Consider the following 16,432-nt stretch of genomic DNA (forward strand, 5'->3'; position numbering starts at 1 on the left):
GCGGCATGTGCCGTGCCCGCATTCACCCTCGAGAGAAAGACTTCCGATGTTGGACGTACTCCTGATCGGGCTCAGCATGGGCTCGATTCTTCTGCTGGCCGCGCTCGGCCTGGTCATCATCTACGGCGCGATGGGCGTGGTGAACATGGCGCACGGCGAGATGATCATGGTCGGCGCCTATGCCGCGGTGCTGGCGCAGATCTGGCTCGGGCTCGGGCTGTTCGCCGCGATCCCGATCGCCTTCGTGGTCGCCGCGGCGCTCGGCCTCCTGATCGAACGCTGCGTGGTGCGGCGCCTCTACGGCCGGCTCGGCGACACGCTGCTCGCCACCTGGGGCGTGGCGATCCTGGTGCAGCAGGCGGTGCGGCTCGAAGGCGGCCTGGCCTTCTTCGGCATCCACATCGAAGGGCTGGGGCCGGGGCTGCAGAACATGCCGATCCCCGCCGTGCTGCAGGGCGCGGTGATGGTCGGCGACACGCCGATCAATGCCTACCGCGCCTTCATCGTGGCCTGCACCGTGGTGCTGACCTTCGCGACCTGGCTGCTGCTCTACCGCACGCGCATCGGCATGCAGGTGCGCGCCATCATCCGCAACCCGCGCATGGCCGCGGCCTGCGGCATCGACGTGCAGCGCGTCAACGCCTGGACCTTCGCCTTCGGCGCCGGCCTGGCCGGCATCACCGGCGTGCTGGTGGCGGGCTTCAAGACCGTCTCGCCCGACATGGGCACGGCATTGGTGGTCGACAGCTTCCTGGTGGTGGTCTCGGGCGGCGTCGGCAGCCTGCTCGGCGCGGTCGTCACCTCGATCGGCCTCGGCGAGGTCACGGGCGTGGTGGCGGCGGTCAGCAACGACATCCTCGCGCGCGCGGTGGTGTTCGGCCTGGTGATCCTGCTGATCGTGGTGCGGCCGCAGGGCCTGTTCTCGTTCAAGGGGCGGTGAACGGCATGGGCACTCCTCTGGACCGGCGCGCGACCTTCGCCGCCTACGCAATCTTCCTGGCCGTGGTCGCGCTGGCACCGCTGGTGCTCGACGGCTTCTGGCTCAACCGGCTCGCCAAGTACCTGGTGTTCGGCATGCTCGGCATCGCCGTCGCCATGAGCTGGGGCTATGCCGGCATCCTCAACCTGGGGCAGGGGCTGTTCTTCGGCCTCGGCGCCTACATGCTGGCCATGTCGCTGAAGATGGCCAGCCCCACCAGCCTGCAGCATGGCGGTGCCAACCCGGTGCCGGACTTCATGCTGTCGAACGCGCAGCCCGGCGCCACCGTCGACCTGTGCTGCATCAACCCGGGCGCCTTCCTGTGGCAGCCGTTCCAGTCGCAGGGGTTCGGCCTCGCCATGGGCCTGCTGCTGCCGGCACTGGTGGCCTTCGTGCTCGGCGCGCTGCTGTTCCGCAAGCGCATCGCGGGCGTGTTCGTGTCGATCGTCACGCTGGCCCTGGTGCTGCTGGTGCGCCTGCTGCTGGTCGACGCGCAGCCGATCACCAACGGCTTCAACGGGCTGTCGGACCTGGCCTGGCTGCGCATCGCGGGGCACGAGCTCGATCCCTACGGCGTGTCGACCTACTACCTGGTCGCGGGCGTGCTCGCCGTGGTGCTGGTCGGTGCGCGCGCGCTGCTCGCCACGCGCGCCGGCGTGATCCTGCGTGCCACCTCGGGCGATCCGCAGCGCGCGCGCTACCTGGGCTTCGACGTGGCGCACTACCAGACCTTCTTCTTCGCGCTGTCGGCGGCCATCGCCGCGGTGGCCGGGATGCTCTACGTGGTGGTGGCCGAGTTCGCCTCGCCCACCTTCATGGACCTGAGCTTCTCGATCACCATGGTGGTGTGGGCCGCGGTGGGCGGGCGCGCCTCGCTGCTGGGCGCGTGCATCGGCGCGATCCTGATCAACATGCTCGAGGCCACGGCGAGCGAGACCCAGTCGCTGGTCGAGGCCTGGCGCGTGATCGTGGGGCTGACCTTCGTGCTGGTGGTGCTGTACCTGCCCAAGGGCATGGCGGGCTGGGCGCACGAGCTGCTCGAGCGCATCGGCCAGCGCCGTGCCGGCGGAGGTGCGCCATGAGCGACATCGCACTCGAACTGCATGCGCTGGGCGTGAGCTTCGGCGGCTTCAAGGCGGTGGACGGCGTGTCGTTGCGCGTGGCCGAGGGCGAGCTGCGCGTGCTGCTGGGCGCCAACGGCGCCGGCAAGACCACGCTGATGGACCTGGTCTCGGGCAAGACGCGCAGCACCGAGGGCCGGGTCGAGTTGCACGGCCGCGACCTCACGAACTGGCCCGAGTACCGGATCGCGCGCGCGGGCATCGGCCGCAAGTTCCAGATCCCGAGCGTGTTCCGCGAGCTCACGGTGCGCCACAACCTCTGCGTGGCCGCGAGCCGCGAGCCCTCGATCCTGCGCAACCTGCGCTGGGGCTTCGGGCGCGAGACCGACCGCCGCGTCGACGAGATCCTGGCCCTGGCCGGCCTGGAAGATGTGCAGCAGCAGCAGGCCGGCGACCTGAGCCACGGCCAGACGCAGTGGCTGGAGCTGGGCCTGCTGATCGCGCAGCAGCCGAAGGTGATCCTGCTCGACGAGCCCACGGCCGGCATGACGGCGGGCGAGACGCGCAAGACCGCGCAGATCCTCAAGAGCCTGCGCGGGCGCCACACCATCCTGGTGGTGGAGCACGACATGGCCTTCGTGCGCGACATCGCCGAGCGCATCACCGTGCTGCACCTGGGCCGCGTGCTGGCCGAGGGCAGCGTCGCCGAGATCGAACGCGATGCGCGCGTTCGGCAGGCCTACCTCGGATCCCACGGAATCGCATCAACATGCTGACACTCGCCAACGTCGACAGCTACTACGGCCGCAGCCACGCGCTGCAGGACGTGAGCCTCTCCATCCCGAAGGGGAAGATCACCGCCATCCTCGGGCGCAACGGCATGGGCAAGACCACGCTGCTGCGCACCCTGATGGGCAGCATGGTGCGCGCCACGGGCCGCATCGAACTCGACGGCCTGCGCATCGACGGGCTGCCCACGCACCTGCGCGCGCGCGGCGGCATCGCCTACGTGCCGCAGGGGCGCGAGATCATCCCCGACTTCAGCGTGCGCCAGAACATCCTGATGGGCGCCTTCTCGGGCCGCGGGCCGCGCGCGATCCCGCCGCTGGCGCTCGAGCTGTTCCCGTACCTGGCGGCCAACCTCGACCGCCCGGGCGGCGTGCTGTCGGGCGGCCAGCAGCAGCAGCTCGCACTCGCGCGCGCCCTCGCGGCGCAACCGAGCGTGATGCTGCTCGACGAGCCCAACGAGGGCATCCAGCCCTCGGTGGTGCAGGAGATCGAGGCCGCGATCGCGCGCATGAACCGCGAGCTCGGCCTGACGATGGTGCTGGTCGAGCAGAACATCGACTTCGTGCGCCGCGTGGCCAGCGGCTTCGCCATGTTCGAGAAGGGAACCATCGTCGAGAGCGGTCCCATCGAGCAGCTGAGCGACGAGATCATCGATCGCCACATGACCTTCTGACTTCCCCTTTTTGTCTCCCTCTTCATTCACCGCATTCACGAGGAGTTTCTTCGCCATGAGCCAGACCCCCCCCACCATCGACCTCGCCACGCTGACCGTCGACACCGTGCAGGAAGGCTTTCGCAACGGCAGTTTCACGGCCGAGTCGCTCGCGCACGCCTGCCTCGCGCAGATCGAGACCTGGAACGCACGCTACAACGCCATCATCTTCCTCAACGACGAGGCCATCGACGACGCACGCGCCATCGACCGCCGGCGCGCGGCCGGCGAGGCGCTCGGGCCGCTCGCGGGCGTGCCCGTGGTCGTCAAGGACCCGATGGACATGGTCGGCTTCCCGACCACGGCCGGCTGGTCGCTGCTGCACGGCAAGAGCGGCGGCGTCGACCTGATGCCCGCCACCGACGCGCCCGTGGTGGCGCGCATGCGCGCGGCCGGCGCCGTCATCCTCGGCAAGACCAACGTGCCGGTGCTGAGCCACACCGGCACCCATGCCGACGACAGCTGGGCCGGCCCCACGCTCAACGTGGTGCTGCCCGATCGCGTGCCCGGTGGCAGCAGCGCGGGCACGGCCACCGCGGTCGGCGCCAGCATGGCCGTGCTGGGCCTGGCCGAGGAAACCGGTGGCTCGATCCAGAACCCGGCCTCGGCGCAGGACCTGGTCGGCATCAAGCCCACCATCGGCCTGGTGCCCAATGCCGGCGTGATGCCGCTGTCGGGCAACCGCGACGTGGTGGGCCCGATCGCGCGCACCGTGAAGGACGCGGCGCTGTGCCTCGACGTGCTCGCGGGCTACTCGCCGGAAGATCCGAAGACCTTGGCCGGCGTCGGCAAGAAGCCGGTGGGCGGCTACACCGCGCAGTTCGGCAGCCGCAGCCTCGCGGGCGCGCGCATCGGCCTGTACGGCCCGGGCTGGCGCACCCAGCCGCTGTCGGCCGAGGCGAGCGAACTCTATGCGCGCGCGGCGAAGGAACTCGTGCAGCGCGGCGCGGTGCTGGTCGACGACCCCTTCGCCGACACCGGCTTCGCGCAGCTGCGCCAGCCCACGCTGCCGCTCACGAACTTCGATGCGCGCGGCATGGAATCGGTGCCCTACGACCTGCAGAAATACCTCGAGCGGCTGGGCCCCGACGCGGCGCTCAAGTCCTTCGCCGATTTCGCGAAGGCGACCGAGAAGGAATCCGCCTTCGCGCCCGGCGGCGTGCTGAGCTACCTGCACAACCTGCCGCAGTTCGCGGCCGCGCTCAAGTCGCCGGGCACGCCGCCCGACCTGTCGGACTTCATCGCGCTCAAGGAGGCCTACCTGCGCATCGTCGACGCGGTGTTCGCGCGCGAGCGGCTCGATGCACTGGTGTTCCCGCAGATGCGCGAGGAGCTGCCGGTCACGCGCGGCGGCACGATCCAGGAGACCACGGTGGGCGAGCTCAACATCGCGGGCCTGCCGGCCGTGACGGTGCCCGCGGGCTACTACGCCTCGGGCGCGCCCTTCGGCCTGCTGTTCGTCGGGCCGCTGTGGAGCGAGGCGACCCTGCTCGCGCTGGCGCACGACTACGAGACGGCGACGCGGCATCGCAAGGCGCCGCGGCTCATAGCCGCCTGAGCGCGGCGTACGGAGCGGCGTCTCCGTACTTTCCCGGGCGATGTATAGCTCTGCTCAATACATTGCCCGAAAAACTTGAATTGGACGAATAGAAGCTTCGAGCGGACAGTGCACCCAACGCGAGACGACAAGGTCTCCGAGACAAGTCACTGATTTCCAAAGGAGCTTCCCGATGACATTTCAAGCCGAGACCGTCCTGGCCAATGGACGGCATTACGCGAAGCCGCGCGCGCCGGTGGTCGTGGTGTGCGTCGATGGCTGCGAGCCCGACTACATCACCCAGGCCATCCAGGCCGGCGCGGCGCCGTTCCTGCAGCGCATGCTGAAGCAGGGCAGCTCGCTGATCGGCGACTGCGTGGTGCCGAGCTTCACGAACCCGAACAACGTGTCGATCGTGACCGGCGTGCCGCCCTCGGTGCACGGCATCTGCGGCAACTTCTTCTACGACGTGGCGGCGGACAAGGAGGTCATGATGAACGACCCCGAGTACCTGCGCGCGCCCACGCTGCTGTCGGCCTTCTCCGATGCCGGTGCGCTGGTGGCGGCCGTGACCGCCAAGGACAAGCTGCGCACCATGCTCGGCCACGGCCTGCGCGGCATCTGCTTCTCGGCCGAGAAGGCCGACAAGGCGACCGTCGCCGAATGCGGCATCGACCGCGTGCTCGAACTGGTCGGCAAGCCCGTGCCCTCGGTCTACAGCGCCGATCTCAGCGAGTTCGTCTTCGCCGCCGGCGTGCGCCTGCTCGAGACGCGCAAGCCCGACCTGATGTACCTCTCGACCACCGACTACGTGCAGCACAAGTGCGCGCCCGGCACGCCCGAGGCCAACGCCTTCTACGCGATGATGGACGGCTACCTCGCGCGGCTCGACGCGCTGGGCGCGGTGATCGGCCTCACGGCCGACCACGGCATGAGCCCCAAGACCGACGCGGCCGGCAATCCGCGCGTGCTCTACCTGCAGCAGGAACTCGACGCGCGGCTCGGCGAGGCCAGCACGCGCGTGATCCTGCCGATCACCGATCCCTACGTGGTGCACCACGGCGCGCTCGGCTCGTTCGCGACGGTGTACGTCAACCGCGCGCCGCTGGAACAGGTGCACGAGGCGCTGGCCGGCCTGCCCGGCGTCGAGCAGGTGCTCACGCGCGACCAGGCGGTGCGGCAGTTCGAGCTCGCGGGCGACCGCATCGGCGACCTGGTCGTGGTCGGCGACCACCTGACGGTGCTGGGCACCAGCGCGGCCCGGCACGACCTCAGCGGCCTCACGGTGCCGCTGCGCTCGCACGGCGGCATCTCGGAGCAGAAGGTGCCGCTGCTGTTCAACCGCGCGCTGCAGGGGGTCGACCCGCGCCGCCGGCTGCGCAACTTCGACGTCTTCGACCTGGCCCTGAACCACGCGGGCGCCGCCCACTGAAGCGATCCAGATGTCCCAGGAATTCTTCAATCCCGTGCGCAGCGTGTACGGGGCAGGGGCCTTGTCGTCCCTGCCGAAGCTGCTGGCCGGCCGCAAGGCCGTGGTCGTGACCTTTCCGGAGGCGCGCCGCTTCGGGCTCGTCGACCGGCTGCAGGCCCTGCTCGGCGACGGCCTGGCCGGCGTGATCGACGCCGTGCTGCCGAACCCCGACGTGGCCGAACTGCGGGCGCTCTACGAGGCGTTCTGGCAGGAGTCGGCGCAGGCCGAGGTGCTGGTCGCGGTCGGCGGCGGCAGCGCGATCGACACCGCCAAGGCGCTGATGGTCGGAACACAGAGCGGCCGCTTCGACGACCTGGTGGCGGCCCTGGCCGCGGGCGGGCCCTTCGTGCCGGCGCGCGTGAAGACGCTGATCGCCGTGCCGACGACCGCCGGCACCGGCAGCGAGGTCACGCCCTGGGCCACGATCTGGGACCGCGAGGCGCAGCGCAAGCATTCGCTGCACCTTCCCGAGACCTGGCCCAGCATTGCGATCGTCGACCCCGAGCTGATGCTCTCGCTGCCGGCCTCGGTGACGCTGCAGAGCGGCCTCGATGCGCTGTCGCATGCGCTCGAGGCGATATGGAACGTGAATGCGAACGCGCTGTCCGACACCTTCGCGGTCGCGGCGGTGCAGCAGATCTTCGAGACCCTGCCGCTGCTGATGGACAAGCTCGGCGACCTCGACCTGCGCGCTCGCATGGCGCTGGCCGCGCTGCAGGCCGGCATGGCGTTTTCGAACACCCGCACCGCGCTCGCGCACTCCATCTCCTACGAGATGACCCTGCGCTACGGCCTGCCGCACGGCATCGCCTGCTCGTTCCCGCTGCCGATGGTGCTGCGGCGCGCGATCGGGCAGGACGCCGGCCGCGACGCGGTGCTCGAGCGCGCGCTCGGCCCGCTGGACCGCGCGCCGCAGCGGCTCTCGGACTTCATCGAGCGCCTGGGCGTCAAGACGCGCTTTTCGGACTACGGCGTGTCGAGCGAGCAGGCGGACCGCATGGTCGCGCATGCGCTGACCGGCGCGCGCGGCAAGAACTTCATCGGCACCCCACAGAAGGAGGCGGCATGAGCGCCGCGCCGGGCCGCCCCAAGCAAGCTCGCACCGCAGTGCGAAGCACGAAGGTACTTTAATGAACGCCATTCTCGACAAACAGGACATCCGCGCCGAAGCGCTGCGCATCGGCGGCGACAAGGTCCACACGCCGCGCACGATCGCCGTGCGCAACCCCTACACCGGCGAGACGGTGGGCACCGTCGCCATGGCCACGCTGGAGCATGTGCGGCGCGCCTACGAGATCGCGCACGCCTACGTGCCGCGCCTGTCGCGCTACGAGCGCTCCGCGATCCTCAACCGCGCCGCGCTGCTGCTGCGCGCGCGCACCGACGAGGCCTCCACGCTGATCACCAGCGAGTCGGGCCTGTCGAAGAAGGACAGCATCTACGAGATCGGCCGCGTGGCCGACGTGCTGAACTTCGGCGCCAACGAGGCGCTGCGCGACGACGGCCAGGTGTTCTCGTGCGACCTCACGCCGCACGGCAAGCAGCGCAAGGTGATCACCACGCGCGAGCCGCTCCTGGGCGTGATCACCGCCATCACGCCGTTCAACCACCCGATGAACCAGGTGGCGCACAAGGTGGTGCCCTCGGTCGCGACCAACAACCGCATGGTGCTCAAGCCCTCGGAGAAGGTGCCGCTGTCGGCGCTGTACTTCGCGGACCTGCTGTACGAGGCCGGCCTGCCGCCCGAGATGCTGCAGGTGATCACGGGCGACCCGCGCGAGATCGCCGACGAGATGCTGACCCACCGGCACGTGGAACTGATCACCTTCACCGGCGGCGTCGAGATCGGCAAGTACATCGCGAACAAGGCCGGCTACCGGCGCATCGTGCTCGAGCTCGGCGGCAACGACCCGCTGATCGTGATGGACGACGCCGACCTCGACCGCGCCAGCGATCTCGCCGTGCAGGGTTCCTACAAGAACTCCGGCCAGCGCTGCACCGCCGTCAAGCGCATGCTGGTGCACGAGAAGGTGGCCGCGGCGTTCACCGAGCGCGTGGTGGCCAAGACCCGCGCCTGGAAGTTCGGCGATCCGATGGATGCGGGCAACGACATGGGCACGGTGATCGACGAGGCCGCGGCCCGCCGCTTCCAGGCGGTGGTGGAAGAAGCGGTCGCGCAGGGCGCGCGGCTGCTGGCCGGCAACGAGCGCGAGGGCGCGCTGTACGCGCCGACGGTGCTCGACCGGGTGCGCCCCGAGATGACCGTGGTGCGCGAGGAAACCTTCGGCCCGGTGTCGCCGATCCTGCGCTTCGCGAACATCGACGAGGCCATCGCGATGTCGAACGGCACCGCCTTCGGACTCTCGTCGGGCATCTGCACCAACCGCATGGACGACGTGATGCGCTTCGCCAAGGAGCTCAAGGTCGGCACCGTCAACCTCTGGGAGGTGCCGGGCTACCGGATCGAGCTCACGCCCTTCGGCGGCATCAAGGACTCGGGCCTTGGCTACAAGGAAGGGGTGCAGGAGGCGATCAAGTCGTTCACCAACTGCAAGACGCTCTCGCTGCCATGGTGAGCCCACCGAAAATGGACTGAACTGCGCGCCGCCTCGCATCGATGTGCGATGCGGGCGGCGCGAACCGAAGAGCGCCGACCAGGCGCCCGATGACTGCCAGGAGACACGATGAGACCCAACGACAACTGCCCGATCGACGCCATGCGCCGCCGATTGCTGACGGGCGCCGGCGCCGGCGCCGCGCTCTCGCTCGGCGAGCTGCTCTTTCCGCAGGCGGCCCAGGCCGCCCCCAAGCGCGGCGGCACCTTCGTCTACACCAACACCTACCCGAACAACCGGATGGGCGATGCGCGCACCGGCCGCCATCCCCAGCACTGGCTCGACCTCAACAACCGCAGCGCCTACAACGCGCTGACCTGGGTCGACGAGAACCTCGAGGTGCAGCCCGAGCTCGCCACGGCCTGGGAGCCCAGCGCCGACCTCAAGGTCTGGGACATCACGCTGCGCGAGGGCGTGCTGTTCCACGACGGCCGCGAGATGACGGCCGACGACGTGGTGTCGTCCTACCGCTTCCACCAGACCGCGACCGGCTACGCCAAGCAGATCGTCAAGGTCGAGAAGGTCGGCAGGAAGGTGCGCATGACGCTGGACGCGCCGAACAGCGAGTTCCCCTACGTGCTCGCCGAGTACCACCTGATGATCATGCCGGCGGCCGAGAAGGAGGCGATCGGCCTCGCGGGCATCGGCACCGGGCCGTTCCGGATCGCGAGCCTCGATCCCAAGCGCCGCATCATCCTCGAGCGCAACGAGAAGTACTGGCGCGCCGGCTTCCCGTACCTCGACCGCCTCGAGGTCGTGAGCTCGCCCGGCCGCATGGAAGGCGCGCTGAACGGTTTCCGCGGCGGCCTGTTCGATGCCGTGATCGGCGTCGACCCCGGCCTGCTGCCCGACCTCGAGCGCACGCCCGACCTCAAGTACAGCCTGTCGAGCAGCGGCGACCAGGCGCTGATGGTGATTCCCAAGGTGGCGGGATCGCCGCTCGACGACAAGCGCGTGCGGCAGGCCCTGGCGCTGGCGGCCGACCGCGAGAAGATCATCCGCATCGTCTACGGCAAGAAGGCCGGCTGGGTCGGCAACGACTCGCACCTGACGCCGGCCAATGCCGCGTTCCAGCCGCTGCAGCGCATGCACGACGTGGCGCGGGCGCGCGCGCTGCTGGCCGAGGCCGGCCATCCCAACGGGGTGAAGCTGCCGACCTTCTACTTCGCGCCCACCTGGCCCGAGGTGCCGCGCGTGTTCCAGGTGCTGGCCGAATCGGTGAAGGAGGCCGGCATCGTGCTGCCGATCGAGCAGCGGCCGAGCGACGGCTACCGCCAGTGGCGCGTCGAGGATGCCGAGAAGACGCGCAAGCACCGCTTCGCCTACACGCCGGCCGGCCCGCGCAATCCCGGCGTGAGCCTGTACCGGCTGCGGCCCGACAACAACGAGAGCGGTTACTGGCGCGGCGCGGGCTGCGACGAGTACATGGCGCTCTACCAGAAGTCGCTGGCCGAGCCTTCCACCGAGAAGCGGCGCGCGAACTACGTGCGCATGCAGGAGATCCTGCGCGACGAGGTGCCGACCCTGTCCGCGGGTGGACGGCGCAACCTGCTGATCCACAAGCCCAACGTGCACGACCTGCGCAACCACTCGCAGTTCTGGTCGATGCGCTTCGACGAGGTCTGGAAATCGTGAGCCGGCCCCGCATCCCCTTCACCGACCCGCGCGCGAACGGCGACCCATCATGCTCATGACCTTCCTGCGGCGCGTGGGCCTCTACGCGCTGACCCTGCTGCTGGCCTCGATGCTGGTGTTCGTGGCGACCGAGGTGCTGCCCGGCGACGCGCTCGAAGTCAGCCTCACGGCCGACGAGATCGCGATGATGAATCCCGAGGACCTGGCGCGGAAGCGCCACGACCTCGGCCTCGACCGGCCGGCGCCGGTGCGCTATTTCGAGTGGCTCACGGGCGCCATGCGCGGCGACTTCGGCAAGACCATCCTCGGCGGCACGCCGGTGGTCGAGATCATCCGCGAGCCGGTGAAGAACTCGCTGCTGCTCGCGGCCGTGACGGCGCTGGTGGCCATTCCGGTGTCGCTGCTGCTGGGCATCGTCGCGGCCTTCTGGCGCGGCCGGCTGCCCGACACGCTGGCCTCGATGGGCGCGGTGATCGGCTACTCGATCCCCGAGTTCGCCTCGGGCAACCTGCTGGTGCTGGTGTTCGCGATCTGGATCCCGGTCTTCCCGGCCGTGATCCTGGCCTTCGCCGACGCGCCGCCGTCGGCGCTGCTGGCCGTGTCGGTGCTGCCGGTCGCGACCATCGTGTTCGGCTCCATCGCCCACCTGGTGCAGCTGATCCGCACCGGGCTGATCGAGTCGCTGGCCAGCGACTACGTCGAGCGGGCCCGCTTCACCGGCCTGGGCGAACTGCGGCTGATCCTGCGCCATGCATTGCCGGCCTCGGTGATCCCGGCGCTCAACTCGGCCGCGCTCTACGTGGCCGGCCTGCTCAGCGGCATCGTGGTGGTCGAGAAGGTGTTCGGCTATCCCGGGCTCGGAATGATCCTGCTGCAGGCCGTCGACAAGCGCGAGGTGCCGATCGTGCAGGCCATCAGCCTGCTGGCGGCCCTGGCCGTCGTCTCGATGAACCTGCTGGCCGACCTCGCGGTGGCCGCCCTCGACCCCCGCGCCAGGAGCCGCTGAATCATGATGTTCAAGATCAACCACCACGCGCTGCTGCGGCCCGTGGCCCTGTTCGGCATCGGCATCGTCGTGCTGCACCTGGCCGTCGCGCTGGCCGCGCCCTGGATCGCGCCCTACGACCCGATGTCGCTCAACGGCGGCCGCGCCGAGCCGCCGAGCGCCGAGTTCTGGCTCGGCACCGACGTGCTGGGCCGTGACTACCTGTCGCGCCTGCTGTGGGGCGGACGCACGGCGCTGCTGGCCGCCTTCACGGGCGTGGTCGTCGCGGTCAGCGTCGGCAGCATCCTCGGCGTGACGGCCGCCTACCTCGGCGGGCTGTTCGACGACGTGATGATGCGCATCGTCGACCTCAAGCTGGCGCTGCCGGGCATCCTGTTCGTCGCGCTGTTCGCGGTCGGCTTCGGCGAATCGCTGCCGGTGCTGATCGTGCTCATCGGGATGGTGTACTTCCCGGGCGTGATCCGCATCGTGCGGGCCCAGGCGCTGACGCAGGTGCAGCTGGGCTACGTGAAGGCCGCGCAGCTGCGCGGCGAGGGCACGGTGTCGATCATCCTGCGCGAGCTGCTGCCCAACACGCTCGACGTGGTCTACGTCGAGTTCGCGATCCGCATGTCGCACGCGATCCTGCTCTTGAGCTCGCTGTCCTTCCTGGGCATGGGCATCTCGCCGCCCACGCCCGACTGGGGGCTGATGGTCGCCGAGGGCGTGAGCCAGCTCGCGTTCGCACCCTGGCTGGTGCTGGCGCCGGCGGTCTTCATCTCCACCCTGGTGGTGGGACTCAACTTCGGCGCCGAGGCGCTGGCACGGGCCCTGGGACTGGACGCCACGCGCGGCCAGGACGCGGCATGAAGGAACAGGCAACGATGAAGCATCCCGAATCCAACGCGCTGGCAAGGCGCCAGCAGGCGGCGCGCCGCATCGGCGGACGGCTCGAGGTCCAGGGCCTGGGCATCGGCTACCGGCGCGCCGACGGGGAGGTCGTCGGCGCGGTGCGCGGCGTCGAGTTCACGGTCGAGGCCGGCAGCAGCCTGGGCATCGTCGGCGAGAGCGGCTCGGGCAAGTCGACCGTGGCGCGCGCGCTGCTGGGCCATTGCCGGCCCGGCGGCGTGATCACCGCGGGCGCGGTGCGCATCGCGGGCGAGGACATCCTGCGCCTGGACGAGCCCGCGCGGCGCCGGCTGCGCGGCCGGCACATCGCCTTCGTGCCGCAGAACCCGCTGAGCTCGCTGACGCCGCACATGCGCATCGGCGACCAGGTCGACGAGGCCGTGCGCCACCTGCGCGGCTGCGGCGCCGCCGAGGCGCGGGCGCGCACGCTCGAGCTGTTCGAGGCCACCAACCTGCCCGATCCGAAGGGTATCTGCGCGCGCTTCCCGCACGAGCTCTCGGGCGGCCAGCGCCAGCGCGTGGTGATCGCCGCGGCGCTGGCCGGCGACCCGGGCGTGCTGGTGCTCGACGAACCGACCACCGCGCTCGACAAGACCACCGAGGTCCAGGTGCTGGAGCTGGTGCGCACCCTGCGCGAGCGCTTCGGCACCTCGCTGATCTACGTGAGCCACGACCTCGGCGTGATCTCGCGCATGTGCGACCAGGTGATCGTGATGCACCAGGGCCGCATCGTCGAGCAGGGGCCGGCCGCGCGCATCTTCGGCGCACCCGCGCATGTCTACACGCGGCAGCTGATCGCGGCGATTCCGCGCATCGATGCCGAGCCGCCGGCGCGCGAGCAGCAACCACAGGCGCAAGGCGCGCTGCTGGTGGCGAAAGACCTCGCGTTCTCTTACCCGGCGCGCCGCCGTGCCTGGTTCCAGCCGCCGCAGGCCACGGCGCGGCCCGCGCTGGCCGGCCTGTCCTTCGCGATCGGGCGCGGCGAGACGCTCGGCCTGGTCGGCGAGTCCGGCAGCGGCAAGTCCACCGCGGCCTCGCTGGTCGCGGGGCTGATGGCGCCCTCGGGCGGCTCGCTGCACTTCGACGGCCAGCCGCTGGCCGCGAAGGCCACCGACCGCTCGCCGACGCTACGGCGGCGGGTGCAGATCGTGTTCCAGGACCCGCTGTCCTCGCTCAATCCGCGCCAGCGCATCGCCGCCATCCTCGAGCGGCCGCTGACCCTGTTCACCGGGCTGCGCGGCCCGGCGCTGCGCGAACGCGCGCAGGCGCTGATGCGCGCCATGCACCTCGATCCGGCGCTGCTCGAGTGCTACCCGCGCCAGCTCTCGGGCGGGCAGCAACAGCGCGTTGCCATCGCGCGCGCCTTCGCGGCCGAGCCCGACCTGATCGTCTGCGACGAGATCACCTCGGCGCTCGACGTGTCGGTGCAGGCCCAGGTGCTGGAGCTGCTGCTCGAGCTGCAGCGCAAGACCGGCACGGCCTACCTGTTCATCAGCCACGACCTCGGCGTGGTCCGGCGCATGGCCGACCGCGTCGTGGTGCTGCGCCATGGCGAGGTCCGCGAGGCCGGCGCTACGCGCCAGGTCTTCGATGCCCCGGCCGACGACTACACGCGCCTGCTGCTGCAGGCCACCGCCCTGCATTCCGTGACCGCCTCACCCGAAACCCTTGCCGCATGACCAAGTTCATCCACATCACCGATCCCCACCTCGTCGCGCCCGGCGAGATCCTGCACGGCCTGGACCCGTACGCGCGCCTGAGCGCCTGCATCGACGACATCCTCGAGCACCACCGCGACGCGGCCTGCTGCGTGATCACGGGTGACCTCGCGCACCGCGGCGAGAGCGCGGCCTACGCGGCGCTGCGCACCCAGCTCGCGCGGCTGCCCATGCCGTGCTTCCCGCTGGTGGGCAACCACGACATCCGCGCGCTGCTCGCGGCGCAATGCCCGGGCGGGCCGAGCGACGGCCACGGCTTCGTGCAGGGCCGCTTCGATGTGGCCGACGCGAGCTTCCTGCTGCTCGACACGCTCGACGAGGGCCGCAACGGTGGCCTCTACTGCGAGCAGCGGCTGGCCTGGCTCGCGGCCGAGCTCGACCGGCTCGGCGAGCGGCCGACCTACCTGTTCATGCACCACCCGCCGTTCGACATCGGCATCCCGTGCCTCGACCGCATCGGCCTCGCGAACCCCGAGCCCTTCGCGCGGCTGCTGGCGGGCCGGCGCAACCTGCGCCACCTGTTCTTCGGCCACGTGCACCGGCCGGTCTGCGGCAGCTGGCGCGGCATCCCGTTCTCGACCCTGCGCGGCCTCAACCACCAGGTGCCGTTCGACCTGCACACCATTTCGCCGGTGCCCAAGAGCCACGAGCCGCCGGCCTATGCGGTGGTGTTCCTCGCGGCGGACCAGGTCACGGTCCATTTCCACGACTACCTCGACAAGTCCACGCTCCCGGCGCCCCGGGACGCTTCGAAATGAGCAGCCGGCGGCGCGCCGTCGTGGTGGTCTGCGACAGCCTGTGCGCGGACCTGGTCACGCCCGGCGTGGCTCCCGCGCTCGCGGCGCTGCGCGCGCAGGGCGCCGACTTCGTTTCGGCGCGCGGTGTCTTTCCCTCGACCACGCGCACCAGCTCGGCCTCGATGGCCACCGGCTGCCTGCCGGCCGCCCACGGCCTGCTGGGCAACACCATGGTGCTGCGCGAGCAGGGCGCGCTGGTGCGGCTGTCGGTGGGCAAGCCCGACTTCCTCGAGCGCCTGCGCCGGGCCACGGGCCGCACCTTGCGGCGCCCGACCTGGGCCGAGCGGCTCGCGCGGCAGGGCGGTGCGATCGTCATGTCGAACGTGTCGCCGGGCGCGGCCTACCTGCAGGACCCCGACGGCTTCGGCCATGTCTACCACCGCGCCGGTTCGCGCGGGCCGGGCGGTGTCGCGCTGGCGGACGGCCTGGCCATCGAGGTGGGCGCCGCGGGCGACCGGGCGATGACCGATCGCTTCTGCCGCGAGGTGCTGCGCGAACGCGCGCCCGCGTTGGCCGTGCTGTGGCTCTCGGAGCCCGACCACACGGCGCACGGCGTGCCGCTCGGATCGGGCGAGCACCTGGCGATGATCGCCCACGCCGATGCCTGCGTCGACCAGGTGCGGCGCACCGTGGAGGCACTCGATCCGGCCGGCGACGAAATTCTGCTGGTCGCCTGTTCCGACCACGGCATGGAGACGGTGGAACGCAAGATCGACCTCGACGCGCTGCTGGTCGAGGCCGGCTGGAAGCAGTCGCGCGAATCGCGGGAGGTGGTGGTGGCGCCCAACGGCAATGCTGCGCTGCTGTACTTCGCCGACCAGGCGCGCGATGCGATCCCGGCGCTCGTGCGCTGGCTGCAGGACCAGGACTTCACGGGGCGCGTGTTCGCCGGCCAGGCCCTCGCCGAGATCGGCCTGCCGACCGAAGGCCCGCTCGGCCTGGCGCTCGCGCTGCGCCATGACCCGAGCGCCAATCCCCATGGCGTGCCGGGCCGCAGCGTCTCGCTGCTGAGCCCGTTCAGCGATTCATCGCCCGTCGGCTGCGCACAGCACGGCGGACTGGGCGAGCACGAACAGCATCCCTTTCTCTGCCTGAGAGGGGGAGGGCTTCGTCCCGGCGAGCGATGCCAACCCGCGTCGCTGATCGACATCGCGCCGACCGTGCTGCGCCACCTCGGCGTCGCGGCGGACGGCATGCAGGGACGCGCATTGCAGTAGACGCGCC

At 70.6% G+C, this 16,432-nt stretch carries 14 protein-coding genes; all 14 read left to right on the plus strand.

The genetic code is table 11. The annotated features are described in order from the left end of the window. The first annotated feature begins 46 nt into the window (after positions 1-46). The 14 genes from urtB (at position 47) to R0232_RS35535 (ending at position 16,425) form a co-directional block, all read left to right on the plus strand. Positions 47-940: an urea ABC transporter permease subunit UrtB gene (urtB, locus tag R0232_RS35470; RefSeq protein ID WP_057591911.1), complete on the plus strand. Its 894-nt coding sequence runs from the start codon at positions 47-49 to the stop codon at positions 938-940. Positions 941-945: 5 nt separating this feature from the next. Beyond that, positions 946-2,061 carry an urea ABC transporter permease subunit UrtC gene (gene urtC / locus R0232_RS35475; RefSeq protein WP_431513963.1) on the plus strand — a complete coding sequence of 372 codons (1,116 nt, stop codon included), beginning with the start codon at positions 946-948 and terminating at the stop codon, positions 2,059-2,061. Continuing rightward, positions 2,058-2,816, plus strand: coding sequence for an urea ABC transporter ATP-binding protein UrtD (gene urtD / locus R0232_RS35480; RefSeq protein WP_431513964.1), 759 nt, complete (start codon positions 2,058-2,060; stop codon positions 2,814-2,816). The genes urtC and urtD overlap by 4 nt, the downstream gene beginning before the upstream one ends. Beyond that, on the plus strand, positions 2,810-3,502 hold the full coding sequence (locus tag R0232_RS35485; RefSeq protein WP_203207381.1) for an ATP-binding cassette domain-containing protein: 693 nt from the start codon (positions 2,810-2,812) through the stop codon (positions 3,500-3,502). Before urtD ends, R0232_RS35485 begins: the two co-directional genes overlap by 7 nt. 55 nt (positions 3,503-3,557) lie before the next feature. Further along, positions 3,558-5,099, plus strand: a complete 1,542-nt coding sequence (locus R0232_RS35490; RefSeq protein WP_431513965.1) for an amidase — start codon at positions 3,558-3,560, stop codon at positions 5,097-5,099. A 172-nt stretch (positions 5,100-5,271) separates the two neighbouring features. Then, entirely contained in the window at positions 5,272-6,510 is a 1,239-nt protein-coding gene (phnA, locus tag R0232_RS35495; protein ID WP_431513966.1) for a phosphonoacetate hydrolase, read from the plus strand. A gap of 10 nt (positions 6,511-6,520) precedes the next feature. Further along, positions 6,521-7,618: an iron-containing alcohol dehydrogenase PsrA gene (psrA, locus tag R0232_RS35500; RefSeq protein ID WP_431513967.1), complete on the plus strand. Its 1,098-nt coding sequence runs from the start codon at positions 6,521-6,523 to the stop codon at positions 7,616-7,618. A gap of 61 nt (positions 7,619-7,679) precedes the next feature. Further along, positions 7,680-9,125: a phosphonoacetaldehyde dehydrogenase gene (gene phnY, locus R0232_RS35505; RefSeq protein ID WP_431513968.1), complete on the plus strand. Its 1,446-nt coding sequence runs from the start codon at positions 7,680-7,682 to the stop codon at positions 9,123-9,125. A gap of 108 nt (positions 9,126-9,233) precedes the next feature. Next, complete coding sequence (locus R0232_RS35510; RefSeq protein ID WP_431513969.1) at positions 9,234-10,799, plus strand: ABC transporter substrate-binding protein; 1,566 nt, start codon at positions 9,234-9,236, stop codon at positions 10,797-10,799. A 49-nt stretch (positions 10,800-10,848) separates the two neighbouring features. Next, positions 10,849-11,805 (plus strand): ABC transporter permease, encoded by a 957-nt coding sequence (locus R0232_RS35515; protein ID WP_093346069.1) that lies wholly within the window; start codon positions 10,849-10,851, stop codon positions 11,803-11,805. Between the two features lie 3 nt (positions 11,806-11,808). Continuing rightward, on the plus strand, positions 11,809-12,654 hold the full coding sequence (locus R0232_RS35520; protein ID WP_057591920.1) for an ABC transporter permease: 846 nt from the start codon (positions 11,809-11,811) through the stop codon (positions 12,652-12,654). Positions 12,655-12,668: 14 nt separating this feature from the next. Then, entirely contained in the window at positions 12,669-14,372 is a 1,704-nt protein-coding gene (locus R0232_RS35525; RefSeq protein WP_431513970.1) for a dipeptide ABC transporter ATP-binding protein, read from the plus strand. Then, a complete protein-coding gene (locus tag R0232_RS35530; RefSeq protein WP_431513971.1) occupies positions 14,369-15,169 on the plus strand; it encodes a phosphodiesterase in 801 nt (266 codons plus the stop codon). The genes R0232_RS35525 and R0232_RS35530 overlap by 4 nt, the downstream gene beginning before the upstream one ends. Then, positions 15,166-16,425, plus strand: a complete 1,260-nt coding sequence (locus R0232_RS35535) for an alkaline phosphatase family protein (protein ID WP_431513972.1) — start codon at positions 15,166-15,168, stop codon at positions 16,423-16,425. Before R0232_RS35530 ends, R0232_RS35535 begins: the two co-directional genes overlap by 4 nt. Positions 16,426-16,432 lie beyond the last annotated feature (7 nt).

This window comes from Variovorax sp. DAIF25, assembly GCF_050711835.1.
Classification (GTDB): domain Bacteria; phylum Pseudomonadota; class Gammaproteobacteria; order Burkholderiales; family Burkholderiaceae_C; genus Variovorax.